Origin of the sequence: Pseudarthrobacter sp. Y6 (assembly GCF_050156205.1) — a bacterium.
Classification (GTDB): Bacteria; Actinomycetota; Actinomycetes; order Actinomycetales; family Micrococcaceae; genus Arthrobacter.
In genome coordinates this window covers 2,819,560-2,844,449 of sequence record NZ_CP189574.1, presented here as the reverse complement: position 1 = coordinate 2,844,449, position 24,890 = coordinate 2,819,560, and the positions used below count along the sequence as shown (strand labels likewise).

Genomic DNA, 24,890 nt, shown 5'->3' with positions numbered 1-24,890 from the left:
CTTGTTCCTGCGTCCGATACCGGTCTCGCTGTCCCATTCGAGTTCTTTCGGCACGCCGCCGAAAACACTCAGCAGTGCCCACATTCCGCAGAGTAGGTCCACGGACTGCCGGGACGGGAGCATCAGCGCCGCGAGCATCCTCGAGAACCACAGGACCATCACCAGCACCGGTGGGTCCCGGACTGCCCGGCGCCCAGGGGAATCACCGCCGGCGGGAACCACAGATCACACTGGACGCGTTCCCCGGCGGCGTACTCGGTCCGGTCAGTCGGATCGATCCCTCGATACTCCGGCCTGGGTCAAGCCGGGCGAGCTGACCATCGTCAAGACAGCGGTGGGCGGCAACGGCTCGTTCTCTTCACCATCACCGGCGAAGAGAACGACGTCGAGACCGAACGGACCATCGTGACGGCGGGTGGTACCGGAACAGCCACAGTGGCACTCGTTCCGGGTGTCCAATACACCGTGAGAGAGATGAACCTGGGTTCCGGCTGGACGATGGGGGACTTCAGCTGCACGCTCAACGGCAAGGCGATGAGCATCCCGTTCACGGCCGGACCGGACGCGGACATCACCTGCGCCGTCACCAACACGGCCAAGGGCAAGATCGTCATCGTTAAGAACGTCGACGGCGCCGATGGCACCTTTGATTTCAACGGCACCAGGACGTCGGGAACTCCGGCCTGGATGATGGTGCCTTCGATGTCACCACGGATGAGGGGGCCGGCAGCAGGAGGTTCATGAACGTCCTGCCCGGCAGCTACGCGGTCTCCGAGGACGACCCCTTCCCCGCCTACCTGTCCCGGGTGCTGTCCTGCTCGGACTCCAAGGCCAACGGGACCGCCAGCACCATCGACGGGGCCGAACCTGAAGGGCACCATCAAACTGGACCCGGTGAGACGGTGACCTGCGTATTTGAAAACACGCAGACCGCCACAGTCATCATCGACAAGGAAACGGTCCCCGAAGCCGACTCCGCAGTCTTCGACTTCCAGTGGTTCCTGCCCAACAGTGAGTTCGGCGAGGCCTTCACCCTGACGGATACGCAGGAACCGAAGCTGTTCGCCGGCCTCAACCCGGACCAGGACTGGGGCATCACCGAGATGGCCGAAGACGGCTGGCGGTTCCTGGGCCTCGAATGCCTCAAGGGCGGCGAACCGTTCGACGGCACCACGGCGGACGGAACGGAGGCGATCCTGAACCCGGCACCCGGCGACGTGATCACCTGCACCTGCACCAACGGCAAGCGCGGACCGGTGGACATCAGCAAGACCGTCACCAGCGGACCGGACCTGAATGCTGATTCCACCTACACTGTTACGTACAGCATCGGGGTCAGCTCGGAATCGTTTGTCACCGAACAGTACAACCTGTGGACACGCTGAACTTCGGCGATGGTATCACCGTCACCTCAGCCAGCGCTGGCAGCACGGATGCTGAGGTCAACCCCGCCTGGAACGGCACCACTGTCACCGACCTGACGGCGGCGCCCACCACGATCGACCCGGATGCGGTCCATACCTTTACTGTGACCACCACATGACCAACGCCCCGGCAACAGGATCGGATGCCAGGGACTGCACGCTCGGGGAGGGCGACGACGGCACGGGCTTCCTGAACAGCGTGACGCTGACCGTGGTTGATGGTGAAGGCGGTGAAGCAGAGGCCTGCGCTCCTGCGCCGGATGAGGCCGACGTCGCAATCGTCAAGACCGGCACCGAAAAGGTCCTGCTGCCCAATACGGGCGGCTCGGCAGTGCTCTCCTACACCCTCATGGTGACCAATAACGGACCCACGGAGGCCAGGGACGTTGTGGTCACGGACACCATGCCCCGACGAGGTCACGGCAGATATGGTCACGCCTTCCGCCGGAGGCTGCACCAATTCCGGCACGTCGTTCACCTGCGACCTCGGTCTGCTCGCCGTCGGACAGGAGTCACCATCGGCGTCCAGGCCTCGATTACGGACTACATGAAGGCGCAGCGCTCGCCGCCACAGGTACCGGCGCCGCCGCCTGGCTTTTGCCGGCGACGGCACTGCTGCTGGCAGGGACATTGCTGGTCGGCGCCGTGAAGCCCAAGCGCCGGCGGGACTTCCGGACCGCATAGTCCGGGAACCGGAAATACCGAAACGGCGGGCCGGCCACCTTCAAAGGTGACCGGCCCGCCGTCGTGCGTCCCAAGTAATTACGGAACGTGCCGTTCTTCCGGTCCGTTGTATTCGCTCAGCGGGCGGATCAGGGAGTTGCTGGCTGCCTGTTCCATGATGTGGGCGGTCCACCCGGTGATGCGGCTGGCCACGAACAGGGGTGTGAACGTGGGGGTGTCGAAGCCCATCAGGTGGTAGGTGGGACCGGTCGGGTAGTCGAGGTTCGGTTTGATGGCCTTGGCTTCGTCCATGGCCTGCTCGAGGCCGTTGTACAGCCCTAGCAGTTCGGGGCGGCCGTAGTGGGCGATCATCTTGTCCAACGCAGCCTTCATGGTGGGGACGCGGGAGTCGCCGTGCTTGTAGACGCGGTGGCCGAAGCCCATGACTTTCTTCTTCTGGGCCAGGGCGTCCTCCATCCAGGCTTTGGCGCGGGCGGCGGCTTCGTCCAATGATTCCTCGGGCCGGATGCCGATCTCGTCGAAGGTGTGCATCACGGCTTCGTTGGCGCCGCCATGCAGCGGGCCCTTGAGTGCGCCGATCGCGCCCGTTACTGCCGAGTGCAGGTCGGACAGGCTGGACGTGATCACGCGGGCGGTGAAGGTGGAGGCGTTGAAGGAGTGCTCGGCGTACAGGATCATCGAGACATTGAAGGCCTCCACGACCTCGGGGACCTGGTCTTCGCCGAACGCCATCCACAGGAAGTTCTCCGAGTAGCCCAGGTCATCCCGGGGCTCAACGACTTCCTGGCCTCGCCGGCGGCGCTGGTCGTAGGCGACCACCGCCGGCATCGCGGCGAAGAGATCCACGGCCTTGGCCATGTTGGCCTCGGGCGAGGAGTCTTCGGCCAGTGGGTGCCGGGCGCCCATGACGGAGGCCGCGGTCCGGCAGACGTCCATCGGGTGGGCGGTGGTGGGGAGCGTGTCGACGATCTGCTTCACCACAGGATCAAGGGCACGGCCGGCGCACTCGCGGGCCGAGAACGCGGACAGCTCATCAGGGGTGGGCAGTTCGCCGTTCCACAACAGGAAGGCCACTTCCTCGAAGCTGCATTTGGCGGCGAGCTCCTGGACGGGATAGCCGCGGTACAGCAGCGAATTGGTGTCCGGGTTGACCTTCGAAACCGCGGTGTAGTCCACCACGACGCCGGCCAGGCCCTTCTTGATATCGACAGCTACCATGCTGTCCTCCTTCGTTCGTTGGGCAAGCCCGGATTTGCCGGAATGCTTGCAGTCTCCTTGGTGGCTCCCGGGTCCTAGCGGACGCCGGGAATGTGGAAGTTGAAAACGCCGGTATCGAAGTGGTTGTAGGCCTCATAGTCCACAAGGTCATAAAGCCGCGAACGGGTGAGCATGTTCTCCACTTGTGCTTCCTGCGACCCTGTGGCCTTGATCGTTTCCAGCGTACGCTCTGCGGCGCCCATGGCAATGCGCAGGAGCGTGACCGGGTAAATGACCATGTTGACTCCGACGCCCTGCAGCTGATCCACGGTGAACAGGGCGCTCTGGCCGAATTCGGTCATGTTGGCCAGGATCGGCACGTCCACGGCGTCACGGATGGCCTGGAACTCGGACAGGTCCTTCATCGCTTCCGGGAAGATGGCGTCCGCACCGGCATCAACCAGGGCCCGTGCCCGGTCCTTGGCGGCCTCGATCCCGTCCACGGCGCGGATATCGGTCCGGGCCATGATGAGGAAGTTCGGATCCCGGCGGGCATCAGCTGCGGCGCGGATACGCTTGGTGGCCGTGTCCAGGTCCACCACGTTCTTGCCGTCGAGGTGCCCGCAGCGCTTGGGGTTGAACTGGTCTTCGATGTGGCAGCCGGCCAGGCCGGCGTTCTCCAGTTCCTGGATGCTGCGGGCCACGTTCATGGGCTCGCCGAAGCCGGTGTCCGCGTCCACCAGCGTGGGCAGGTCGGTCATGCGGGCAATCTGCCCGGCACGGTTGGCGACCTCGGTGAGGGTGGTCAGCCCAATGTCCGGCAGGCCGAGGTCATTGGCCAGCACTGCGCCGGAGATGTAGACCCCGGGGAAGCCCTGTTCCTCGATGAGCCGTGCCGAGAGCGGGCTGAAGGCGCCCGGGAATTGCTGGATGGTGCCGGACGCGAGCATGTCGCGCAGCGCGATCCGCTTCTGTTCCGGGGTTGTCTTGGAATACAGCATCTGATTCTCCTGTGCGGGGTGGGTGAGCAGAGCTTAGAAGAGGCCGGCGGGTGCGTTGCTGAGGTCGATGACACCCGGAGCGGCGGTGATGTTCAGCTGGTCCAGTTCACCCGGGCCCAGGTCCGGAAGGCTTTCGGCGGCTGCGAGGAAACGCTCGATTTCCTCCTCGGCGACCAGACCGGCTGCCAGGGTGCGGAACTTGTTGATGTACTGCTGGCGGGCGAACGGCCGGGCGCCGAGCGGGTGGGCGTCGGCTACGGCGATCTCATCGGTGATGACCGTGCCGTCGTTCAGGGCGATTTCCACTGAACCGCCGAAGGCCTTCTCGGCGATGTCCAGGGAGTGGTAGCGGCGGGTCCATTCGGCATCTTCGACCGTGCTGACCTTGTTCCACAGCTCGACGGTGTCGGCGCGGCCGACGCGTTCCGGGGCGTAGGAATTGACGTGGTGCCAGGAGCCGTCCTGGAGTGCCACGGTGAAGATGTACGGGATGGAGTGGTCCAAGGTCTCGCGGCTGGCTGTGGGGCTGTACTTCTGCGGATCGTTGGCACCGGAACCGATCACGTAGTGCGTGTGGTGGCTCGTCTTGATCAGGACCGACTTCACGTTGGCGGGGTCAGTCGCCTCCGGGTGTTCCTTGTGCAGCTTGCGGGCCAGGTCGATCCAGGCCTGGGCCTGGTATTCGGCGGAGTGTTCCTTGGTGTAGGTGTCCAGGATGGCGCGCTTTGCCTCGCCTGCCTCGGGCAGCGGGACCTCGTAGGAGGCGTCCGGGCCATCCAGCATCCAGGCGATCACGCCGTCTTCGCCTTCGTAGATCGGCACGGGGGAGGTCTGGCCGCGCATGGAGCGGTCCACGGCTTCGACAGCCATCTTGCCTGCGAATGCCGGCGCGTGCGCCTTCCAGGTGGAGATTTCGCCCTTCCGGGACTGGCGCGTGGCGGTGGTGGTGTGCAGCGCCTGGCCGACGGACTGGAAGATTGTCTCGACGTCCAGGCCCAAAAGGGTCCCGATACCGGCAGCGGCGGAGGGGCCGAGGTGGGCCACGTGGTCGATCTTGTGCTTGTGCAGGCAGATGGCCTTGACCAGGTTGACCTGGATCTCATAGCCGGTGGCGATGCCGCGGATCAGGTCCTTGCCGCTGGCGCCGACGTGCTGCGCCACGGCGAGGATCGGCGGGATGTTGTCGCCCGGGTGGGAGTAATCAGCCGCCAGGAAGGTGTCATGGTAGTCGAGCTCGCGGACTGCAACGCCGTTGGCCCAGGCCGCCCATTCGGGCGAGACCCGGTCCGTGATGCCGAAGACTCCGGCGCCCTTGCCGTTGGTGGTGGGTGCGTGGGTCAGGGCCTGGGCGCGGGCAGCCACGATCGGGCCGCGGTTCAGGGAGGCGATCGCCACGGAGGCATTGTCGATGACGCGGTTGATGACCATCTCGGTGACCTCGGGCGTGACCTCGACGGCGTCGGCGGCGACGACGGCGATCTTGTGCGCCAGCTGGCCTTCACGGGCGAGGTTCTCTTCGCTCTTGTAGACGCGGACGTGGTTGAGCTTAACCATGGTGCTCCTTCTTAGTGCTGTGGGTGGGTAGCTTTGACGTGGGAAAGGCTGCGGTGCAGGTGCACGGTGGTGGCTGCTTCGGCGAGCCTCGCGTTGCCTGCTGCGATGGCCTCGGCTATGGCCGCGTGCTCGACGGCGGCCGCGTTCAGTCGCGGGGCATCATCGGCAGCGAGGCGGCGGACCCGGACCAGGTGGACACGCAGGCTGCGCATCGCCTGTGCGAGGTAGGAGTTGGAGATGGCGGCGTCGATTGCTTCATCGAGCCGGCCCACCAGGGCGTAGTACTCATGCCGGGCGGGATCAGTGTCGCTGATCAGCTCCTGCGCCCGCAGGAGATCGGCGTGGAGTTTCTCAAAGACCGCGCGCTCGCCGCGTTCGGCAGCGAGGGCTGCCGCCTTGCCCTCCAGGGTTTCGCGGAGCTCGAACATCTCGTCGATGTCCTCCAGCGAGATGTCGGTGACGACGACGCCGCGGCCGCCTGCCGCCGTCGTCAGTCCTTCTGCGCTGAGCCGGCTCAGCGCCTCCCGGACGGGAGTGCGGGACACGCCCAGTCGCTCCGACTGCTCCACTTCGGCAAGGACCGTCCCGGGTGCCAGACGCCATTCGATAATGTCTTCGCGAAGCGTTGCATAGGCTTTGTCGCTGGCGCGCATGGTCCCTCCCGCCAATCTGCTCATGAGAATTAGTGTATACACGAATTGCCGAAATGCCTAGCAAAAGCCCCCGGATAATCGAATTTGCCGCATTCGTGTATACATAAGCCTTGTCTGGGGCGCGTTGCCCGCATAGGATGGTGGCAACACAGTGACGTGGACGGGAGCCCATGATGGTCAGCGGAAATTACCGGGAAACATATTCGCGCAGCATCGAGCAGAGGGACGCCTTCTGGCTCGATGCAGCAAACGGCGTGACCTGGTCCAGGACGCCGGAAACCGCGCTGGATGAATCAGCCGCCCCGCTGTTCCACTGGTTTCCCGACGGCATGCTCAATACGAGCTACAACGCCTTGGACCGCCACGTTGCGGCTGGCCGCGGGGACCAGGATGCACTGATCTACGACTCCGCGGTGCTGGGGGTCAAGCGCACCTACAGTTACGCCGAACTGACCGACCTTGTGGCGCGGTTCGCGGGTGTGCTGCGCTCGCAGGGAGTCCGCAAGGGGGACAGGGTGGTCATCTACATGCCCATGATTCCCGAGGCCGCCATCGCGATGCTGGCGACGGCCCGGCTCGGAGCCGTGCATTCGGTGGTCTTCGGCGGATTCGCGCCCAAGGAACTGGCCGCCCGCATCAAGGATGCCGGTCCGTCCGCGATCGTGACGGCGTCCGGCGGGATTGAGCCCTCGCGCCGGGTGGAGTATCTGCCGGCGGTCGCCGAAGCGCTTGAACTCGCCGGCGCCGGGCAGACGCCCGTCATTGTCAGGGACCGGGACGGCTTTGAGCATGCAGCCTCCGAGTATCCGGACTGGCTGGACTGGGACACGTGCATGGCGGCTGCCGTGCCGGCGGCACCCGTGGACGTCGCAGCAGCCGACCCCCTCTACATCCTCTACACCTCAGGCACGACCGGCACGCCCAAGGGCGTGGTGCGGGACAACGGCGGCCATGCAGTCGCGCTCAGCTGGACCATGGAGAACATCTACGACGTCGGTCCGGGTGACGTGATGTGGACGGCGTCGGACGTCGGCTGGGTGGTGGGCCATTCCTACATTGTTTATGGCCCGTTGCTGGCCGGAGCCACCACGGTCCTCTACGAGGGCAAGCCCGTGGGTACGCCTGATGCGGGGGCGTTCTGGCGCGTGGTGCAGGACCACAAGGTCAACGTCTTGTTCACCGCGCCCACGGCACTGCGCGCGATCCGCAAGGCCGACCCCCAGGCGGCAGAGCTGGCCCGGTACGACATCTCCACCCTGCGCACGCTGTTTGCCGCCGGCGAGCGGCTGGACACGGACACCTACCGCTGGGCGGGTGAGGTCCTCGGTGTTCCGGTGGTGGACCACTGGTGGCAGACCGAAACCGGCTGGGCCATCTGCGCCAACCCGCGCGGGCTGGAGGACCTTCCCTTCAAGCCCGGTTCGCCTACCGTGCCCATGCCCGGCTTCGAACTGAAGATTGTCGACGGCTCCGGGGCGGCAGTGCAGCAGGGGGAGGAGGGCAACATCGTCCTGGGGCTTCCCTTGCCTCCCGGTACCCTTACCACCCTGTGGCAGAACGACGACCGCTATGTGTCCTCGTACCTGGCGGCCTTCGAAGGCAGCTACGCCACGGGCGACAGCGGCTACCGGGATGCCGACGGCTACGTCTTTGTGATGGGCCGGACCGACGACGTCATCAACGTGGCAGGCCACCGGCTGTCCACCGGAGCGATTGAGCAGGTCATCGCCAGCCACCCGGCCGTCGCGGAATGTGCCGTGATCGGCGTGGCGGATCCCCTCAAGGGTCAGCGCCCCAGCGGCTACGTGGTGCTCAAAGCAGGCGTCACCGCCGCGGAGGACGAGCTGGTCCGCGAGCTGATCGCCCTTGTCAGGAAGGACATCGGGCCGGTGGCCGACTTCAAGCACGCCACAGTGGTCGAAGCCCTCCCCAAGACCAGGTCAGGAAAGATCCTGCGCAAGACCATGCGGCAAATAGCCGACGGCGAAGAGTACGTGGTGCCCTCCACGATTGAGGATCCGGACGTCATCGGGCAATTGGTGGGTGTGCTGCGTCCGCACCCCGCCGGGGCCCGGCCGCCCCAACATGGCTAGGGCCGCTTCCAGCCGTATTCGTTCTCTGGCCGGCCGGGCGTGCCGTAGCGGGGCGCCCGGGAAACGCGGCCGGCGTCGGCAAGGTATTCGAGGTAGCGCCTGGCGGTCACGCGGGACATGCCAAGGGCGGCCATGACCTCCGTGGCCGAAACAGATCCCGAATGTTGTTTCAGGTACGCCTGGACTGAGTCGAGAGTGGAGACCGAGAGGCCTTTGGGCAGGGGCATTTCCGACGGCGCCCGGAGGCTTGCGAAGGCCTGGTCAACCTCGCTCTGGGATGCGCCGGTCCTGCCGGCACCGGACTCCGGGGAGGCCAGCTGCTGCCGGAAAAGCCGGTAACTGGACAGCTTGTCCTCAAACGTGGCAAAGGTGAACGGCTTGATCAGGTACTGCACCACGCCGATGGCCACGGCACTCCGGACAATCGCCACTTCCCGGACCGCGGTGATGGCAATGATGTCCGCCAGAATTCCCGCCGCACGCATCCGCCGGGCGATGTCCAGGCCATGCAGGTCCGGCAGGTTCATGTCGAGCAGGACCAGTTCCACCGGCTCGCCGGCTGCCGCGAGCTCCCCCAGCAGCCTGAGCGCGGACTGGCCGTCAGGGGCCGTCCCGGCCAGCATAAATCCTGCCATCCTGCCCACGTAGGCCGCGTGCGCGGCCGACGCCACCGGCTCGTCCTCCACCACGAGGACGCGGATATCGCTCACTGGAACTGCTCTTCTTTGTCGGTTCCGCCAGCCATGGCCGGCAGGAAAACATGGAAGCGTGCGCCGTCCGTGCCTGTGATCGTCATGGTACCGTCCAGGCGCTGCACGGCCTGGCGGACGAGGGCCAGGCCAATCCCGCGTCCGAACGGACCGGCGGCCTTAGTGCTGAAGCCGTGCCGGAAAATATCCTCCACGGCGGCAGGGTTCACGCCGGAGCCGGAATCCTCCACCGTGATGTCCAGCCCCTCGGCATCGGACTCCACGGTCATTTCCACCGTCCTGGGAGCCGCGCCATCCGCGGCGGCGTCGATCGCGTTGTCCAGGAGGTTACCCAGGATGGTGACAAGGTCCTGGACAGCCAGTCCTGCAACGGACGCGGACCCCTCGGTGGAGAGCGTCAGCTTCACCCCACGCTCACTCGCTTCCGCAGCCTTCCCCATAATCAGGGCGCTGAGGACCGGCTCGTCCAAGGAGCTCACCATCTCGTCGGTCAACTGCTGGCTCAGTTCGAGATCCTTGGTGGCGAATTCCAGGGCCTCCCGGGTCCGCCCCAGCTCCAGCAGGGAAACCATGGTGTGCAGCCGGTTGGCGTGCTCGTGGGTCTGGGCGCGGAGGGCGTCGGACAGCGTCCGCATTGTTTCGAGTTCGCTGCCCAGCGATTCGATCTCCGTCCGGTCGCGGATGGTGGCCACGGTGCCGAACACCGCAGGGCGGCGGAGGCCGGGGGAGTCTGGCCCGACGGCCGGGCCCTGGTTCACCACCACAATCCGCGGGCCCGTCAGGTGGATTTCATCGTGGGCGGTGCGGCCGGATTCAAAGAGTTCCTTGAGGCTGGGGGCCAGCGGGAGGTCCGTCAGGAAGGGCGGCCGCGACGGATCGTCTTCCGAATCGCGGGGCGCCAGTCCCAGCAACTCAGCGGCCTGGTCGTTGTACATCACCACCCGGCCCTTCGTGTCGATCAGGATCAGCCCCTCACGTACGGAGTGGAGGACCGATTCGTAGTAGGCAAAAAGCTGCGCCAGTTGCTCAGGTCCCCATCCCCGGGTCACCCGGCGCAGGTACCGGCCCAGCAGCCACGAGGCCAGGGACCCGCCCACCAGCAGGGCCAGGCTGATGGCCAGCAGCGCCGGCAACCGGCCGGACAGTGCGACGTCCACCGTCCGCACCGTGACGCCGGCCGCCACCAGTGCCCTGACGTTTCCCGCCGCATCCATGACCGGAACAATCGTCCGCACCGACGGCCCCAGTGTGCCGGCGGTGACCTCGGTGAACACCTCGCCACGGAGCGCGGCATCTATCGAGCCGATGTACGGCTTGCCGAGTTCCTCCGCCCGCGGATGCGTCCACCGCGTCCGGTCCGGGGCCATGATGGTGAGGAAGTCCGCTCCGGATCCGGCCATGACGTCCACGGCGTAGGGCTGGAGCACCGCTGTGGGATCCGTTGTGCCCGCGGCCTGGAGCACCAGGGGATTGGCGGCGACGGCGGCAGCTACGCCGGTCATCCGCCGTCCGGCTTCCTCGTAGCTCCGGTCCCGGGCGTCGATGAAGGTGGCAGTGCCCACGACCGCCGTAAAGGCCAGCACTATGAGTAAATTCGCAACGAACAGCCTGCGGGCGATACTCCAGCGGTGGATCATCAAGCACCTCCCATGACCAATATGAACGCAACGGTGAGCTATGTCACGGTGTAGCTAATGATGGATATCACACCGGACTGACGCGATGAGCCCAGAGACTGCGCCGCAGCGTCTACCAGATTATCCATAAGGAGACACATCATGGCTTCTCAACGAGGAGAGTCGCTCGGCACCGTGAAAACGCGGCGCAAGGGCCTGGACAAATCCCACTACCTTTACATGGCAGTCATAGCTGCCGTCATCCTGGGCGCCGTCGTCGGCCTGCTGTTCCCCGAGGTCGGCAAATCTCTGAAGCCCCTTGGTGACGGCTTCATCAAGCTCATCAAGATGATGATCGGCCCCATCATCTTCTGCACCATCGTCCTGGGCATCGGTTCCATCGCCAAAGCCGCCACTGTGGGCAAGGTCGGCGGCCTGGCCCTGGGCTACTTCGTCGTCATGTCCACCTTCGCCTTGGCTATCGGCCTCGTGGTCGGCAACCTCATCCACCCGGGGGAAGGCCTGAAACTCACGCCGTACGACCCTAACAAGAAGGCTGCAACTGACAGCACTGTTGACTTCCTGCTCGGGATAATCCCCGGTGACATCCCCGTGCTGCCGACGCTGCTAGCCGCGATCCTGGTCGGCTTCGCACTGCAGAAGATGGGCCCGCAGGGCACCCCGATTCTGAGGGCAATCGGCCACGGCCAGGCAGTGGTCTTCCGCATCCTCATCATGATCATGTGGCTGGCCCCCGTGGGTGCCTTCGGCGCCATTGCGGCAGTGGTCGGGGCCACTGGCTTCCAGGCGATCGTGAGCATGTTCACCCTGATGGTCGCGTTCTACATCACGTGCGCACTGTTCATCGTGGTCATCCTCGGCGGACTCCTCCAGGTGGTGGCCGGAGTAAACATCTTCAAGCTAATGAAGTACCTGGCCCGCGAGTACCTGTTGATCTTCTCCACGTCCTCTTCCGAAGCCGCGCTTCCGCGGCTCATCGCCAAGATGGAACACCTGGGTGTCTCCAAGCCGGTTGTTGGTGTCACCGTCCCCACGGGCTACTCCTTCAACCTGGACGGCACGGCCATCTACCTGACCATGGCCTCGCTGTTCGTGGCCAACGCCATGGGCACGCCGCTGGATCTCGGAGCGCAGATTTCCCTGCTGATCTTCATGATCATTGCCTCCAAGGGTGCCGCCGGCGTCACCGGTGCCGGCCTGGCCACCCTGGCTGCCGGTCTCCAGGCGCACGCGCCCCAGCTGCTGGGGGGCGTGGGCATGATTGTCGGCATCGACCGCTTTATGTCCGAGGCCCGCGCACTGACCAACTTCACCGGCAACGCCGTCGCCACCGTCCTGATCGGCACCTGGGTGAAGGAGATCGACGGTGAACAGGTGGACCGCGTTCTCTCCGGACAGTTGCCTTTTGATGAGCAGACCATGGTGGCCGGCCATGGCGACCGCATGGGGACTACATCGGGCAGTCCAGCGGAGCCGGCGCATGCTTGACCTGCGGACCTGACGAGGCACTACACCGCCCGCACAGCCCTGGCTGTGCGGGCGGTTCCTGCGTGCGGGAGCCTAACCTTCGACCTCTACTAGAAGGTCAAGGCTCAGAATCCACGCAATGTCAAGTTCCCTCGAATGCCGTGTCGGGGCCTGTAGCCTAGGTGGGAAGCAGGATCGGCGCTGGACCTCCAGCGGCAGGAAAATCACCGTCATCGAAAGTGTGGATAGATACGTGAGCAGCGAACAGGGTTCGGCAACTCTGGAAGGCACGGAACTCGATCTGGAAGACGCCGTGATGGGTCCCACAGGGCGCCCCCACCGCGAATTTCCGGAGCCCGCCCCGCTGTCGTCCCACGGTCCCGCGCGCGTGATCGCCATGGTTAACCAAAAGGGCGGCGTTGGCAAGACCACGTCCACCATCAACCTGGCAGCGGCCCTTGCCGAATACGGCCGCAGGGTGCTGCTGGTTGACTTCGACCCGCAGGGCGCGCTGTCCGCGGGCCTGGGCATCAACCCCCACGAACTGGACCTGACGGTCTACAACGTCCTCATGGACCGCAAGGTGGACATCCGCGATGCCATCCACCAGACCGGCGTCGAAAACGTGGACCTGCTGCCGGCCAACATCGACCTCTCCGCCGCAGAAGTGCAGCTGGTCAATGAAGTAGCCCGCGAGCAGGTCCTGGACAGGGCGCTGAAAAAAGTCGAAGACGATTACGACGTCGTCCTGATTGACTGCCAGCCGTCCCTGGGGCTGCTGACGGTCAACGCCCTGACTGCCGCCCACGGCGTGATCATCCCGCTGATCTGCGAGTTTTTCGCACTCCGTGCGGTAGCCCTGCTGGTGGAAACCATCGACAAGGTCCAGGACAGGCTGAACCCCGGCCTGCAGGTTGATGGTGTCCTAGCCACCATGTACGACGCCCGTACGCTCCACAGCCGCGAAGTCATCACCCGCCTGGTGGAAGCCTTCGGAGACAAAGTCTTCGAGACCGTCATCAAACGCTCCATCAAGTTCGCGGACGCCACCGTCGCGGCCGAGCCGATCACCAGCTATGCAGGCAGCCACATCGGCGCCGATGCCTACCGCCGCCTGGCCAAAGAGCTGATTTCGCGCGGCGGCGCACCCTAACCACGCCGTGGCCGAGTCCAAACCCGGCTTTGAGGTGCGGCTGGCCAACTTCACCGGCCCGTTCGACCTCTTGCTGGGCCTGATCGCCAAGCACCAGCTGGATATTACCGAGGTGGCCATTGCCACCGTCACTGACGAGTTCATCAAGTACATCAGGAAGCTCCAGAAGCTCGGCGAGGAATGGGCACTGGATGAAGCCAGTGAATTCCTGGTCATCGCCGCCACCCTCCTGGACCTCAAGGCGGCGAGGCTCCTGCCCGCCGGTGAAGTCGAGGACGATGAGGACATCGCCCTGCTGGAAGCGCGGGACCTCCTTTTTGCGAGGCTCCTTCAATACAAGGCGTTCAAACAGGTGGCAGCCCTGATGGCTGGAACCTTGGAACAGGAAGCCAGCCGGTTTCCGCGTCAGGTTGCCTTGGAGGAGCAGTTTGCCGCCATGCTGCCGGAGCTGGTGTGGAAGCACACGCCGGACCAGTTCGCCCGCCTGGCAGAGTCCGCCCTGGAGCCCAAGACGCCGCGGCCCACCGAGGTGGGCCTTGCCCACCTGCATGGCAGTGCTGTCAGCGTGAAGGAACAGGCCGAGATCCTGGGGCTCCGGCTTCAGTTAGGGAAGCCACTGTCCTTCCGTGCGTTGATCGCCGACGCCGATTCCACCCTCGTGGTGGTGGCCAGGTTCCTGGCATTGTTGGAGATGTTCCGGGACAGGGCAGTCTCCTTCGACCAGGTGTCGCCCTTGGGCGATCTCACGGTGCACTGGACGGCAGACGGCCCGGACTGGTCAACAGAAAACCTAAGCGAAGAATACGAGGAACTGTGGTGAGCCAAGAACTTCCGGAGACTGGGGCGAAGCCGGGCATGGACGTCCGGGATCTTCCTGGCGGTGCCAAGGCAGCACTCGAGGCAGTCCTGATGGTCCTGGACCAACCGGCCACCGCTACTGAACTGGCCGCCGGGCTTAACCTGACGGTTGCCGTCGTCGAGCAGTTACTGGCGGAACTGGAGCGGGAGTATAGCGGCTATACTGTTAAAGCCCCGGACATGGACGATGCCAGCGATGCTGGTTTCAGCGCCAGCCCCCGGGGTTTTGAATTGCGGAACATCGCCGGTGGCTGGCGGATCTACTCCCGCGCAGACTTCGCCGAGATCGTCGGACGGTTTGTGCTTGAGGGTCAGACGGCCAGGCTCACGCAGGCGGCTCTGGAAACACTGGCCGTCATCGCGTACCGCCAGCCTGTCTCCAGGGCCAGGGTGTCTGCAATTCGAGGAGTCAATGTCGATTCTGTCGTACGGACATTGACCCAGCGCGGGCTGATCGAAGATTCGGGACACGATCCTGAGTCGGGAGCCATCCTCTACCGGACTACGCCGTATTTCCTGGAACGGATGGGAATCGGCTCCGTAGCGGAACTGCCTCAGCTCTCACCCCATCTTCCGGGGCTTGAGGGCATCGCGGAGTTCTACGACGCCGACAGAATGTAGGCGGGGAATCCCGCGTGCGCACACGAATATTCATAAGGGCAGATAATTTCTGCATGGCTGGCTAGGGTTGTTCTTGGACAACCAGCCGGCCAAATAACGAAGGACGGGTCATGACACAGGCGGGACGCCAGGGTTCACCACGTAACAGTTCGGGACGTAACAGTTCAGAACGCAATTCTGCACAGGGCGGCGCGAGCCGTAACCCTGCACAGGGCGGCAGCGGCCGCCCCAGCGCGGCGGGCGGCGGATTCCGCGCCGGCGCCGGCAAGCGCAACGCCGGATTCGGCGGCGGCGACCGGCCGTACAAGGCCCCGAGGCCGCGCGAGGAGCCATTTGTGGATCCCGGCGACGCCCCGGCGTCGCCACCGGCCGGCCGCGGTGCCTCCGACTGGAAGCCGGCTGCCAGCCCATCGGCGCGCAAGCCTGCTGCCCGCAAGCCCGGCGCCAACAAGGCCCCCGGCACGCCGGGTGCACTCAAGCCCAAGCCACGCACCGGCAGGCCCGGAGCAGCGGCGTCACGCGCCTTCGGCAGCGAACGTTTTGGCCAGAACCTGGGTCCCGTGCGCAAGCCCGCCCGCAAGCGTGGACCCCGCGGTGCCGTTCCGCAGTCGGAAATGCACGACGCCGACGGTACCCGCCTGCAGAAGGTCATGGCCCAGGCCGGCGTGGCTTCGCGCCGCGTCTGCGAAGAGATGATCTCCGAAGGCCGGGTAGAAGTCGACGGCCAGGTGGTCACTGAACTTGGTGTCCGAGTGGACCCCAAGACAGCGGTCATCCACGTCGATGGCCTGCGCATCCAGCTGGATGAAAACCTCGTGTACATGGTCTTTAACAAGCCCAAGGGCGTGGTGTCCACCATGGAGGACCCCGACGGCCGTCCCTGCATCAGCGATTTCGTGCGGAAGACCCACCAAGGCGAACGCCTGTTCCACGTGGGCCGGCTGGACGTCGCCACCGAAGGTCTGTTGCTGCTGACGAACGACGGCGAACTGGCCAACCGGCTGACCCACCCGTCCTACGAGGTCCCCAAGACCTACCTCGTCCAGGTCCGCGGCCCGTTCCCGCAGGGAATCGGCGCCCAGCTCAGGGAAGGCGTGGAGCTCGAGGATGGCTTTGCCTCCGTTGACTCCTTCAAACTGGTGGACTCCACTCCGGGCCACGTGCTGATCGAAGTAGTCCTGCACTCGGGCAAGAACCGGATTGTCCGGCGCCTGTTCGACGCCGTCGGGTTCCCGGTCCTGCGCCTGGTGCGCGTCAAGGTGGGTCCCATTGGCCTGGGCGACCAGCGCCAGGGCAGCATCCGCAACCTTGGCAAGCAGGAAGTCGGCCACCTGCTGGCATCCGTAGGACTCTGAGGCATGTCCGCATTTCGCTCGCACGGGCGGGGGCACCTCAACGGGCCGGTCGTGGTGATTGGCACCGGCCTGCTCGGTGCCAGCATCGGGCTGGGCCTGCGTGGACGCGGTGTGCCCGTGTTCCTGTCTGACCCGTCGCCTACTAACCAGGCGGTGGCCGTCGATATCGGTGCCGGCCAGCCCCTGGACCAGCTTGGGGACGAGGCGCCGGAGCTCGTTGTGGTGGCAGCACCGCCGGACGTGACCGGCGACGTCGTGGCCCGTGCGCTTGCCGACTATCCGGATTCCGTGGTAGTTGACATCGCCAGCGTCAAAGCCGCCATCCTGGCGGAGTTGGGCGGCCGCGGCGCGGACCTCACCCGCTATGTGGGAACCCATCCGATGGCAGGGCGCGAAAAGTCCGGGCCGGTTGCGGCCCGCGGCGAGCTCTTCACGTCCATGCCGTGGGTGGTTTGTCCGGGCCTGGAGTCATCCGCGGCTGCCGTGCAGACTGCGCGCTCCCTCGCCATGGACCTGGGAGCTGTGGTTTCCCAGTTCACTGCCGACGAACACGACGAAGCCGTGGCCTTGGTGTCGCACCTGCCCCAGATCATGTCCTCCCTGCTGGCCAGCCGTCTGCAGGGAACGCCGCTTCACGCGCTGTCCCTCGCCGGCAACGGCTTGCGGGACGTCACGCGGATCGCCGCCAGCGATCCCACGCTGTGGGTCCAGATCCTGGGCGGCAACGCGGGGAAGGTCGTGGAGATCCTTTACGGGGTCCGCGAGGACCTGAACCGGCTCATCGGCACGCTGGAGGAACCGCTTGCGCCGGGCGCCAGGCTTGACCTGGCCCAGCTGATCAGCGAAGGCAATGCCGGGCAGGCCCGTATTCCGGGCAAGCACGGTGGCCCGCCGCAGGCATACTCCTGGCTGACGGTCCTCGTGGATGACCGGCCGGGTCAGATCGCGCAGCTCCTCACCGAAATCGGTGAGATCGGCGTGAACGTGGAGGACCTGCGGCTGGACCATTCCTCGGGCCAGAACGTGGGCATGGTGGAGCTGTCCGTGCTGCCGAACAAGCATGACCAACTGATCGAAGCACTTAACGACCGCGGATGGCGGGTATTGCAGTAAATGACACAGGAACTTCTTGACACCCTTCCTGCCTTGCGCGTCGGCAGGCCCTTGGTGGTTGCCATCGACGGGCCGTCAGGCTCCGGCAAATCCAGCGTGAGCAAGGAAGTGGCCCGCCGGCTGCACCTTGCCTACCTCGACACCGGCGCCATGTACCGGGCCCTGACCTGGTTCTGCGTCACCAGCGGAATCGACCTCAGCGACGCCGCCGCCGTGGAGCAGGCTTCCCGGGACCTGGTCCTGGAACTTAGCACCACACCGCGGGAGGATTACGTCCGTGTGGACGGGACCGATGTCACGGACGCCATCCGTGAGCCGGCAATTTCGTCGGCGGTCAGTGCGGTGGCCACCACCCTTGGTGCCCGGACCGAACTGATCCGCCGACAGCGTGAGCTCATTGAAAAGCACCACCGCCGCATAGTGGTGGAGGGCCGGGACATTACCACCGTCGTGGCGCCGGGCGCTGAAGTCCGCATGCTGCTGACGGCCAGCCAGGAGGCCCGGCTTCGCCGCCGCGGCATCCAGCTGGGCGGCACGCAGAATGCCGAGCAGCTCGCCGCCCAGGTCACCCAGCGCGACGCCAAGGATTCCACGGTGGTGAATTTCACCCAAGCCGCCGACGGTGTTGTCACCCTGGATTCATCCGATCTGGACTTCTCCGAAACCGTGGACGCGGCGCTCGTGATCGTCACGAAGGTGCTTAACCGTGACTGACCGCCGCCTACGGCTTCCCTCCGGCTGGACCATGACATGGAGCCGGCCCGTCGGCTGGCTCCTGGACCATGCGGTGTACCGGACGTCCGTCACCGGCGGGGACAACGTGCCTACTGGGGGGCCGGTGATCTTTGCCGGGAACCACATCAGTTTCCTGGACGGGCCGGTGATGTTCGGCGCGTCGCCGCGTCCCATGCACATCCTGGTTAAGAAAGAGATGTTCAAGGGTTTGCTGGGTCGGGTCCTTCGGGCCTCGGGTCAGCTGCCGGTGGACCGCTCCGGGGACCGGGCTGCGCTGCTGCTGGGCAAGGACATGCTCGACGCCGGCCGTTGCATCGGGATTCTTCCGGAAGGTACGCGGGGGAGTGGCCAGGCAGCGGACATCAACAACGGGGTGGCCTGGCTGGCGCTGAACTCGGGCGCCCCCGTGGTTCCCGTGGCGATCCTCGGCACCCGGACGGGCAACGAACACCTCGACTCGGTACCCAGGCCGGGGCGGCGGTTCCACGTCAGCTTCGGCAACGCACTGACCCTCAGCCGCAACCCCGGCGAAACGGGCCGTGCTTCAATGGACAGGGCGGGAATGGAAATCCGCGCTGCGCTGGCGGGGCACGTCCAGGAGACCATCCAACACAGTGGGCAGCCTTTGCCCCACGCGGATTTCCGCACGAACTTCACAGCAGTAGCCGGGACGCCGGCAGATGACCACTAAGGAAAGTGCAATGAGCGATACGACTCAAACCTCCGGCCACTCCGGCGCCGGCGAAGACGAATACACGCCCACCGGCACGGACCAGGTGGCCGAGCGGCTGGCCGCCATGGACGACGGCGAAGCGGAGATGCGTGCCGCGTCGCTCCTCGCCGGCCTGGCCGACTACGAACTCGATGAGGACGACGCCGCCCTGCTGAGCGGCGATTACGACGACGAGGACTTTGACGGTCCGGTCAAGCTCGATCCCGTGCTTGCCATCATCGGCCGTCCCAACGTGGGCAAATCCACTCTTGTGAACCGCATCCTGGGCCGCCGCGAAGCCGTGGTCGAGGATACTCCCGGCGTGACGCGGGACCGGGTGATGTACTCGGCACACTGGAACGGGCGCAACTTCACCGTGGTGGACACTGGCGGCTGGGAGCACGATGCCCGCGGCATCCACGCCCGTGTGGCAGAACAGGCCGAAATGGCCGTGGAACTGGCTGACGCCGTGCTCTTCGTCGTCGACTCCGCGGTGGGCGCCACCGCAACGGACGAGGGCGTCATGAAGATGCTCCGCCGCAGCAAGAAGCCAGTCATCATGGTGGCCAACAAGGTGGACGACTTCGCCCAGGAGGCGGACTCCGCCAGTCTGTGGGGCCTCGGCTTCGGTGAGCCTTACCCCGTCTCCGCCCTGCACGGACGCGGCGTGGCCGACCTTCTGGACCACGTGATGGACACCCTGCCGGAGTTCTCCACGATTGAGGGCCTGGAACGCTCGGGCGGCCCGCGGCGCATCGCGCTGATCGGCCGCCCGAACGTGGGCAAGTCATCGCTGCTGAACAAGCTGGCAGGGTCTGAGCGTGTAGTGGTGGACAACACCGCCGGCACCACGCGTGATCCGGTGGATGAGTTCATTGAGCTTGGCGACCGCACCTGGCGCTTTGTGGACACGGCAGGTATCCGCCGCCGCCAGCACATGGCACAGGGCGCCGACTACTATGCCTCCCTCCGGACGCAGGCCGCGCTCGAAAAGGCGGAGGTCGCCGTCGTTCTTCTCGCCGTTGACGAAGTCCTCAGCGAGCAGGACGTACGCATCCTGCAGTTGGCCATCGAGTCGGGCCGCGCCTTGGTGCTGGCCTTCAACAAGTGGGACCTGCTCGACGACGAACGCCGCACCTACCTGGAGCGCGAAATCGAGCAGGACCTGGCCCACGTGGCCTGGGCGCCCCGGGTCAACATCTCCGCGCTGACGGGCTGGCACAAGGACCGTCTGGTTCCTGCCCTGGACCTGGCCCTGGAGAACTGGGACAGGCGCGTCGCCACCGGAAAGCTCAACGCCTTCCTCGGCGAGCTTGTGGCGGCGCACCCGCACCCGGTCCGCGGCGGAAAGCAGCCGCGCATCCTGTACGGCACGCAGGCGTCCAGCCGGCCGCCGAAGTTTGTGCTGTTCACCACCGGATTCCTGGACCCGGGCTATCGCCGCTTCATCACCCGCAGGCTCCGCGAAACGTTCGGTTTCGAGGGCACGCCCATCGAAGTCAACATGCGCGTCCGCGAAAAGCGCGGCAAGAAGCGTTAATTAGGACACACCGGGGGCGTGCACGCGGCAAAGTGTCACTTGCACCCTCCGGTATCGTGTAAGCTTTTCAAGGTGGTTCGGCCGGACTGCTGAGTTGAAATCCTGGCTAATATCGGGAGTAAACGCAGCGGAGAACGGCGGAACTAACGGGCTGTAGCGCAGCTTGGTAGCGCACTTGACTGGGGGTCAAGGGGTCGCAGGTTCAAATCCTGTCAGCCCGACCAAAACAGAAGCGTCCCGGAGAATTTTCTCCGGGACGCTTCTGTTTTGTGCCGGCCTTTCGGGTGTTGCGTCACCCGGCCTATTTCAGGAACTTCGAGGTCCTGCGGTCCGCCAGGATTTTTCCCTTGGTCTGGCAGGTTGGGCAGTACTGCAGGGAGGTATCGGCGAAGGACACTTCCCGGACTGTGTCACCGCACACCGGGCACGCCTCGCCGGCGCGGGCATGGACCCGCATGTGGCTGCGTTTGACGTCCTTGAGCTCGCCGGGTGGCTTGCCCTCCGCTTCAGCCAGGGCAGTTCCGAGCACGCTGTGGATGGCGTCGTACAGCACCAGGACCGTTTCGCGGTCCAAGGACTTGGCGATGGCGAAGGGGGAGATCCTTGCAGCATGCAGGATCTCGTCGCTGTAGGCGTTCCCGATCCCCGCGATCACGCTCTGGCTCCGCAGGACGCCCTTGATCTGCTGGGACGTGGAGCCCAGAATTTCCGCCAGCATGTCGGCGTCGAACGCTGGGCTGAACGGGTCCGGCCCGAGTGCCGCGACGCCCGGCACATCCTGGGGGTCGCGCACCACGTAGACGGCAAGGCTCTTTTTGGTCCCCGCCTCGGTGAGATCCATGCCATGGGCACCGTCCGGCCCGGTGAACGCCAGCCGGGCGGCGATGTGGCCCTTTCCCATCCGCAGCTGGGTGCCGGTGGGGGAGTCCGTGAAACGGACCCATCCCGCCCGGGCGAGGTGGAAGACAAACGACGGTCCGTTGGTGTCAATGCTGACAAACTTTCCAAACCGCCGCACGCCGGCGACCATGCAGCCCTGCAATGCCGTGAAGGGCGGATCCGCTGTCTTCAGCACCGCAAAGGAAACGATCTGGATCTTCCGCACCACCGATCCGCGCAGGTGCTCGTCCAGGAAACCGGTCAGGCCTGCAACCTCGGGTAGCTCCGGCATGGCTTTACCTGCGGTCAGCCTGGCTGTCGGTTGCGGCCGGCGCCTCAGGAACAGGTGAGCTGGCCGCCTGGTCTTTGGCCGCCTTGGCAGCCATGGAGCGCTCGGCATCAACCTTCTTGAGCGCTTTCATCTTCCTGCCGCGCTGCCGCCAGATCCTCCACAGGACCACGCCAACCACAAAGATGACAGCGGCGGCGATGGCTGAGATCTGCGTCCACAACAGGAACCACGTGGCCTCGGTGCCAAGGATCCGCTGGCCGTTGTGGGCGGCCTGCGAGCTGCCGAACATGATTCCGGCGGTCAGCAGGTTGGGGGAGGCGAGGGCCACAGCGGCAACAAGGATGACGAGCTTCCAAGGCCAAATCACGGCTTTGCGCATTGCCTGCCAGGCCACCAGGAGGGGGATGAACGTGAAAACGAACCCGTAGAACATCCCCACCAGGATGCCGGCCCCAAGATTGCCCTGGACCTGGTTGCGGATAACATTCGCCCACCAGACCGGGAGGATGGCCGCAAAGTCAAAGTAAGCGATGCTGAGGACCACCAACGCCACCGCACCGAGGATGATCCGCGCCGCCCAGTTTGCCTTTTTCCCGGGCGTTTCCTGTGGGTGTGTTCGCATGCGTCCCATCATGTCAGAATCCTCCTCGAACGCCCGTTGAGTTGTGCCTATACTTTCAGCGGCGGCTTGTTTACTTGGCCCCGTTGACATTGGTGATTGACCCGATGAAAGGCCCCTGATGAGCAACATTCCCGAAGATCTGTCCTACACCGCAGAGCATGAGTGGGTATCCGCCCCCAACGACGGCGTGGTCCGGGTGGGTATCACCGACTTCGCGCAGGACGCACTCGGAGATGTTGTCTACGCCCAACTGCCGGAAGCCGGCACCAAAGTCACCGCGAACGAAGTCGTGGGCGAGGTCGAATCCACCAAGAGCGTCAGCGATATCTATGCTCCGGTCAGCGGTGAAGTCGTCTCACGCAACGAATCCCTCGATACCGATTCGGCCTTGATCAACTCCGATCCGTACGGTGATGGCTGGCTGATCGAGATCCGGCTTGCCGAAGCAGACGCGGTGGAATCCTTGCTCAGTGCATCCGAGTACGAACAGCAGGTAGGCTGAAGCTAACGGGTTCATCCGGTCGGGCCAACGGGCGTCTTCGCACGTCAGTGGCCGGATCGGGGCCCGGCAACGGATCCGCGAGGCGAATCCGTTAGGGCAAATGTTGATTGCAGGCGTTAGAGCTGCAGCGAAAGAGGAGGAATCCATGGTTGGCCACGAACAGGACCCTGCCGAAGGCGAGTACGGCACAGGTGCGGCCAGGGCTTCTGAGACCACCTCGATCCATCTCACCCCCGTCTCCGACGAGCCCACTATCGCCCCCAAGCTGTCCACGGACGAGCATTCATCCGTGGAGGCGCTGCCGGCCGGTTCCGCGCTCCTGGTCGCCCACAGCGGCCCGAACGCGGGCGCCCGCTTCCTGCTTGACACGGACATCACCACGGCCGGCCGTCATCCTGACGCCGACATCTTCCTTGATGACGTCACCGTATCGCGGCGCCACGTCGAATTCCGCCGCACTGTGCGGAGCTTTGAAGTGGTGGATACAGGCAGCCTCAACGGCACCTACGTTAACCACGACCGCGTGGACAGCGTTGAGCTAAGGTCCGGGAACGAAGTCCAGATCGGCAAGTTCCGACTCACCTTCTACTTGAGCCCTGCCCGCGCAGCAGGCCGCGCCTGATCCCGGGACATTTGCCTGTGGCAATGACACAACCGGAACGCCGGGGGCCCCAAGTTCTGAACATCGGGGAAGTCCTCGCGCAGCTCAGCGGCGACTTTCCGGGTATGACCGCGTCGAAAATCAGGTTCCTGGAAGAAAAAGGACTGATTAATCCGCGCCGTACTCCGGCCGGATACCGGCAGTACTCGGATGGTGACGTCGAACGTCTCCGTTTCGTGCTGGCACTGCAGCGGGACCAGTACCTTCCACTCAAAGTCATCAAGGACTACCTTGATGCGATCGACAGGGGAGAACGGCCGGAGAACCTGCCGCCCGGCGTCGTGGTTTCGCCGCGGATCGTTTCGGATGAACTGGCCGTGGAGCTTCAGAACCACGGACGGAAGTTCAGCGAGGAACAGCTGCGGACTCAATCCGGCGCCAGCATTCCGTTGCTCCAATCCCTGCTGAGCTTCGGGCTAATCAGCCACAGCAACGGCAAGTTTGACGAGCACGCCCTCCAGGTGGCCCGTGCCTGCGTGCAACTGGAGAGCCACGGCCTTGAACCGCGCCACCTGCGTCCGTTCCAGGCCGCCGCGGAACGTGAATTCGGGCTCGTGGAGCGGGCAGTAGCGTCGCTCGCGTCCCGGCGCGATTCCGCCTCACAGGCGCGGGCTGCGGAAGCGGCCCGCGAAATCAGCGACCTCTGCCTGGTCCTGCACCGGGCACTGGTTCAGGACCGTATCTCACGTATGGACATCTGATGATCGAAGTGGAGATCGTAGGCGTTCGCATCGAACTGCCGTCCAACCAGCCGCTCGTCCTGCTGCGCGAGATCCACGGCGAACGTCACGTGCCCATCTGGATCGGGACTCCAGAGGCAAGTGCCATCGCACTGGCCCAGCAAGGGGTAGTGCCTCCGCGCCCGATGACCCACGACCTCCTGGTTGATGTGGTGGAGTCCCTGGGCCATTCGGTTGTCAGCGTCAACATTGTGGCCGTTGAGGACAACATCTTTTATGGCCAGCTCCAGTTCGAGAACGGCACCACCGTCAGCTCACGCGCATCGGACGCCCTCGCGATCGCGTTGCGGGCCAAATGCCGCATCTGGTGCGCGGACTCCGTGATGGACGAAGCCGGAGTCCGCATTACCGAGCATGACGAGGGCGAGGACACTGACCCGGGCCCCACCGTGGACGAGGAGCGCGAACTGCGGCGCTTCCGTGAGTTCCTGGACGATGTGGAGCCTGAAGATTTCGATGGCTGAGGTCACGTTAAGGTTAAAGTTGAGCCTGAAAGTTCCGACACGCCTGCACTAAGCGGCCTAGATCTTTGACCTTGAGGCGCAGCGGGCCTAACGTCGAAGGTATCAAGCTCCCATTGCTTACAGCAGCCGCGCAAGTCACACTGTAAAAGTACAACCCCCGCGAAATTACATGCATGAACTTCATGCGTGCACCGGCTGAAGCAGTGGTCCCCGGGAGCTTATG

At 64.9% G+C, this 24,890-nt stretch carries 25 protein-coding genes, 1 tRNA gene and 1 pseudogene; 19 read left to right on the top strand and 8 right to left on the bottom strand.

From position 1 onward, the window contains the following. The first annotated feature begins 474 nt into the window (after positions 1-474). The 4 genes from ACQCSW_RS13680 to ACQCSW_RS13665 are packed head-to-tail and all read left to right on the top strand — an operon-like array spanning position 475 to position 2,073. Positions 475-744 (top strand): hypothetical protein, encoded by a 270-nt coding sequence (locus tag ACQCSW_RS13680; protein WP_426986689.1) that lies wholly within the window; start codon positions 475-477, stop codon positions 742-744. Further along, positions 741-1,385, top strand: coding sequence for a prealbumin-like fold domain-containing protein (locus tag ACQCSW_RS13675; protein ID WP_426986687.1), 645 nt, complete (start codon positions 741-743; stop codon positions 1,383-1,385). Before ACQCSW_RS13680 ends, ACQCSW_RS13675 begins: the two co-directional genes overlap by 4 nt. Beyond that, complete coding sequence (locus ACQCSW_RS13670) at positions 1,373-1,543, top strand: hypothetical protein (protein ID WP_426986685.1); 171 nt, start codon at positions 1,373-1,375, stop codon at positions 1,541-1,543. The genes ACQCSW_RS13675 and ACQCSW_RS13670 overlap by 13 nt, the downstream gene beginning before the upstream one ends. Beyond that, entirely contained in the window at positions 1,540-2,073 is a 534-nt protein-coding gene (locus tag ACQCSW_RS13665) for a hypothetical protein (protein ID WP_426986683.1), read from the top strand. The genes ACQCSW_RS13670 and ACQCSW_RS13665 overlap by 4 nt, the downstream gene beginning before the upstream one ends. Before the next feature lie 113 nt (positions 2,074-2,186). On the opposite strand, the gene ACQCSW_RS13660 is transcribed toward ACQCSW_RS13665, so the two are convergent. From ACQCSW_RS13660 to ACQCSW_RS13645, 4 genes and pseudogenes are all read right to left on the bottom strand, one after another. Further along, a complete protein-coding gene (locus tag ACQCSW_RS13660; RefSeq protein ID WP_426986681.1) occupies positions 2,187-3,326 on the bottom strand; it encodes a bifunctional 2-methylcitrate synthase/citrate synthase in 1,140 nt (379 codons plus the stop codon). 74 nt (positions 3,327-3,400) lie between these two features. Then, on the bottom strand, positions 3,401-4,306 hold the full coding sequence (prpB, locus tag ACQCSW_RS13655) for a methylisocitrate lyase (protein ID WP_426986679.1): 906 nt from the start codon (positions 4,304-4,306) through the stop codon (positions 3,401-3,403). Between the two features lie 33 nt (positions 4,307-4,339). Further along, positions 4,340-5,860, bottom strand: a complete 1,521-nt coding sequence (locus ACQCSW_RS13650; RefSeq protein ID WP_426986677.1) for an MmgE/PrpD family protein — start codon at positions 5,858-5,860, stop codon at positions 4,340-4,342. Further along, a pseudogene (locus ACQCSW_RS13645) lies at positions 5,853-6,513 on the bottom strand (GntR family transcriptional regulator). The gene ACQCSW_RS13650 and the pseudogene ACQCSW_RS13645 overlap by 8 nt, the downstream one beginning before the upstream one ends. 173 nt (positions 6,514-6,686) lie before the next feature. Here ACQCSW_RS13645 and ACQCSW_RS13640 point away from each other — a divergent pair. Beyond that, a complete protein-coding gene (locus ACQCSW_RS13640) occupies positions 6,687-8,606 on the top strand; it encodes an acetate--CoA ligase (RefSeq protein ID WP_426990701.1) in 1,920 nt (639 codons plus the stop codon). Here ACQCSW_RS13640 and ACQCSW_RS13635 read toward each other — a convergent pair. Together ACQCSW_RS13635 and ACQCSW_RS13630 are read right to left on the bottom strand one after the other, a co-directional pair. Further along, positions 8,603-9,316 (bottom strand): response regulator, encoded by a 714-nt coding sequence (locus tag ACQCSW_RS13635; protein ID WP_426986675.1) that lies wholly within the window; start codon positions 9,314-9,316, stop codon positions 8,603-8,605. The genes ACQCSW_RS13640 and ACQCSW_RS13635 overlap by 4 nt on opposite strands. After that, entirely contained in the window at positions 9,313-10,953 is a 1,641-nt protein-coding gene (locus ACQCSW_RS13630; RefSeq protein WP_426986673.1) for a sensor histidine kinase, read from the bottom strand. The genes ACQCSW_RS13635 and ACQCSW_RS13630 overlap by 4 nt, the downstream gene beginning before the upstream one ends. A gap of 141 nt (positions 10,954-11,094) precedes the next feature. On the opposite strand from ACQCSW_RS13630, the gene ACQCSW_RS13625 reads away from it, so the two are divergent. From ACQCSW_RS13625 to ACQCSW_RS13580, 10 genes are all read left to right on the top strand, one after another. Beyond that, entirely contained in the window at positions 11,095-12,441 is a 1,347-nt protein-coding gene (locus ACQCSW_RS13625) for a cation:dicarboxylate symporter family transporter (protein ID WP_426986670.1), read from the top strand. A gap of 232 nt (positions 12,442-12,673) precedes the next feature. Next, entirely contained in the window at positions 12,674-13,573 is a 900-nt protein-coding gene (locus ACQCSW_RS13620; protein ID WP_056342349.1) for a ParA family protein, read from the top strand. 7 nt (positions 13,574-13,580) lie between these two features. Next, on the top strand, positions 13,581-14,393 hold the full coding sequence (locus ACQCSW_RS13615; protein ID WP_426986668.1) for a segregation and condensation protein A: 813 nt from the start codon (positions 13,581-13,583) through the stop codon (positions 14,391-14,393). Positions 14,394-14,428: 35 nt separating this feature from the next. Continuing rightward, the gene (gene scpB, locus ACQCSW_RS13610; protein WP_426990700.1) at positions 14,429-15,052 is read left to right on the top strand and encodes an SMC-Scp complex subunit ScpB; all 624 of its coding nucleotides are present in this window, start codon (positions 14,429-14,431) and stop codon (positions 15,050-15,052) included. 110 nt (positions 15,053-15,162) lie between these two features. Next, complete coding sequence (locus ACQCSW_RS13605) at positions 15,163-16,407, top strand: pseudouridine synthase (RefSeq protein ID WP_426986666.1); 1,245 nt, start codon at positions 15,163-15,165, stop codon at positions 16,405-16,407. A 3-nt stretch (positions 16,408-16,410) separates the two neighbouring features. Beyond that, positions 16,411-17,520, top strand: coding sequence for a prephenate dehydrogenase (locus tag ACQCSW_RS13600; protein WP_426986664.1), 1,110 nt, complete (start codon positions 16,411-16,413; stop codon positions 17,518-17,520). Continuing rightward, the gene (gene cmk, locus ACQCSW_RS13595; protein WP_426986662.1) at positions 17,521-18,234 is read left to right on the top strand and encodes a (d)CMP kinase; all 714 of its coding nucleotides are present in this window, start codon (positions 17,521-17,523) and stop codon (positions 18,232-18,234) included. A 31-nt stretch (positions 18,235-18,265) separates the two neighbouring features. Then, positions 18,266-18,946, top strand: a complete 681-nt coding sequence (locus tag ACQCSW_RS13590) for a lysophospholipid acyltransferase family protein (RefSeq protein ID WP_426990699.1) — start codon at positions 18,266-18,268, stop codon at positions 18,944-18,946. Positions 18,947-18,956: 10 nt separating this feature from the next. Next, the gene (der, locus tag ACQCSW_RS13585) at positions 18,957-20,507 is read left to right on the top strand and encodes a ribosome biogenesis GTPase Der (protein ID WP_426986660.1); all 1,551 of its coding nucleotides are present in this window, start codon (positions 18,957-18,959) and stop codon (positions 20,505-20,507) included. A 147-nt stretch (positions 20,508-20,654) separates the two neighbouring features. Next, positions 20,655-20,731 (top strand) — tRNA-Pro (locus ACQCSW_RS13580). 77 nt (positions 20,732-20,808) lie between these two features. On the opposite strand, the gene ACQCSW_RS13575 is transcribed toward ACQCSW_RS13580, so the two are convergent. Next, on the bottom strand, positions 20,809-21,678 hold the full coding sequence (locus ACQCSW_RS13575) for an Fpg/Nei family DNA glycosylase (protein WP_426986658.1): 870 nt from the start codon (positions 21,676-21,678) through the stop codon (positions 20,809-20,811). 4 nt (positions 21,679-21,682) lie between these two features. Next, positions 21,683-22,300, bottom strand: a complete 618-nt coding sequence (locus ACQCSW_RS13570; RefSeq protein WP_426986656.1) for a hypothetical protein — start codon at positions 22,298-22,300, stop codon at positions 21,683-21,685. 118 nt (positions 22,301-22,418) lie between these two features. Between ACQCSW_RS13570 and gcvH the strand changes: the two genes are divergently transcribed. The 4 genes from gcvH (at position 22,419) to ACQCSW_RS13550 (ending at position 24,667) form a co-directional block, all read left to right on the top strand. After that, complete coding sequence (gcvH, locus tag ACQCSW_RS13565) at positions 22,419-22,802, top strand: glycine cleavage system protein GcvH (RefSeq protein ID WP_111906893.1); 384 nt, start codon at positions 22,419-22,421, stop codon at positions 22,800-22,802. Positions 22,803-22,947: 145 nt separating this feature from the next. Beyond that, entirely contained in the window at positions 22,948-23,424 is a 477-nt protein-coding gene (locus ACQCSW_RS13560) for an FHA domain-containing protein (protein ID WP_426986653.1), read from the top strand. 23 nt (positions 23,425-23,447) lie between these two features. After that, positions 23,448-24,164: a MerR family transcriptional regulator gene (locus ACQCSW_RS13555; RefSeq protein WP_426986651.1), complete on the top strand. Its 717-nt coding sequence runs from the start codon at positions 23,448-23,450 to the stop codon at positions 24,162-24,164. After that, positions 24,164-24,667: a bifunctional nuclease family protein gene (locus ACQCSW_RS13550; RefSeq protein WP_056342311.1), complete on the top strand. Its 504-nt coding sequence runs from the start codon at positions 24,164-24,166 to the stop codon at positions 24,665-24,667. The genes ACQCSW_RS13555 and ACQCSW_RS13550 overlap by 1 nt, the downstream gene beginning before the upstream one ends. The last annotated feature ends 223 nt before the right edge of the window (positions 24,668-24,890 follow it).

Excerpts from the sequence above, each read along its gene's own strand:
- ACQCSW_RS13680 (WP_426986689.1), top strand. The coding sequence starts at position 475 with ATGAACCTGGGTTCCGGCTGGACGATGGGGGACTTCAGCTGCACGCTC.
- ACQCSW_RS13675 (WP_426986687.1), top strand. The coding sequence starts at position 741 with ATGAACGTCCTGCCCGGCAGCTACGCGGTCTCCGAGGACGACCCCTTC.
- ACQCSW_RS13665 (WP_426986683.1), top strand. The coding sequence starts at position 1,540 with ATGACCAACGCCCCGGCAACAGGATCGGATGCCAGGGACTGCACGCTC.
- ACQCSW_RS13660 (WP_426986681.1), bottom strand. The coding sequence starts at position 3,326 with ATGGTAGCTGTCGATATCAAGAAGGGCCTGGCCGGCGTCGTGGTGGAC.
- prpB (WP_426986679.1), bottom strand. The coding sequence starts at position 4,306 with ATGCTGTATTCCAAGACAACCCCGGAACAGAAGCGGATCGCGCTGCGC.
- ACQCSW_RS13650 (WP_426986677.1), bottom strand. The coding sequence starts at position 5,860 with ATGGTTAAGCTCAACCACGTCCGCGTCTACAAGAGCGAAGAGAACCTC.
- ACQCSW_RS13640 (WP_426990701.1), top strand. The coding sequence starts at position 6,687 with ATGGTCAGCGGAAATTACCGGGAAACATATTCGCGCAGCATCGAGCAG.
- ACQCSW_RS13630 (WP_426986673.1), bottom strand. The coding sequence starts at position 10,953 with ATGATCCACCGCTGGAGTATCGCCCGCAGGCTGTTCGTTGCGAATTTA.
- ACQCSW_RS13625 (WP_426986670.1), top strand. The coding sequence starts at position 11,095 with ATGGCTTCTCAACGAGGAGAGTCGCTCGGCACCGTGAAAACGCGGCGC.
- scpB (WP_426990700.1), top strand. The coding sequence starts at position 14,429 with ATGGACGTCCGGGATCTTCCTGGCGGTGCCAAGGCAGCACTCGAGGCA.
- ACQCSW_RS13605 (WP_426986666.1), top strand. The coding sequence starts at position 15,163 with ATGACACAGGCGGGACGCCAGGGTTCACCACGTAACAGTTCGGGACGT.
- ACQCSW_RS13600 (WP_426986664.1), top strand. The coding sequence starts at position 16,411 with ATGTCCGCATTTCGCTCGCACGGGCGGGGGCACCTCAACGGGCCGGTC.
- cmk (WP_426986662.1), top strand. The coding sequence starts at position 17,521 with ATGACACAGGAACTTCTTGACACCCTTCCTGCCTTGCGCGTCGGCAGG.
- ACQCSW_RS13590 (WP_426990699.1), top strand. The coding sequence starts at position 18,266 with ATGACATGGAGCCGGCCCGTCGGCTGGCTCCTGGACCATGCGGTGTAC.
- der (WP_426986660.1), top strand. The coding sequence starts at position 18,957 with ATGAGCGATACGACTCAAACCTCCGGCCACTCCGGCGCCGGCGAAGAC.
- ACQCSW_RS13575 (WP_426986658.1), bottom strand. The coding sequence starts at position 21,678 with ATGCCGGAGCTACCCGAGGTTGCAGGCCTGACCGGTTTCCTGGACGAG.
- ACQCSW_RS13570 (WP_426986656.1), bottom strand. The coding sequence starts at position 22,300 with ATGCGAACACACCCACAGGAAACGCCCGGGAAAAAGGCAAACTGGGCG.
- gcvH (WP_111906893.1), top strand. The coding sequence starts at position 22,419 with ATGAGCAACATTCCCGAAGATCTGTCCTACACCGCAGAGCATGAGTGG.
- ACQCSW_RS13560 (WP_426986653.1), top strand. The coding sequence starts at position 22,948 with ATGGTTGGCCACGAACAGGACCCTGCCGAAGGCGAGTACGGCACAGGT.
- ACQCSW_RS13555 (WP_426986651.1), top strand. The coding sequence starts at position 23,448 with ATGACACAACCGGAACGCCGGGGGCCCCAAGTTCTGAACATCGGGGAA.
- ACQCSW_RS13550 (WP_056342311.1), top strand. The coding sequence starts at position 24,164 with ATGATCGAAGTGGAGATCGTAGGCGTTCGCATCGAACTGCCGTCCAAC.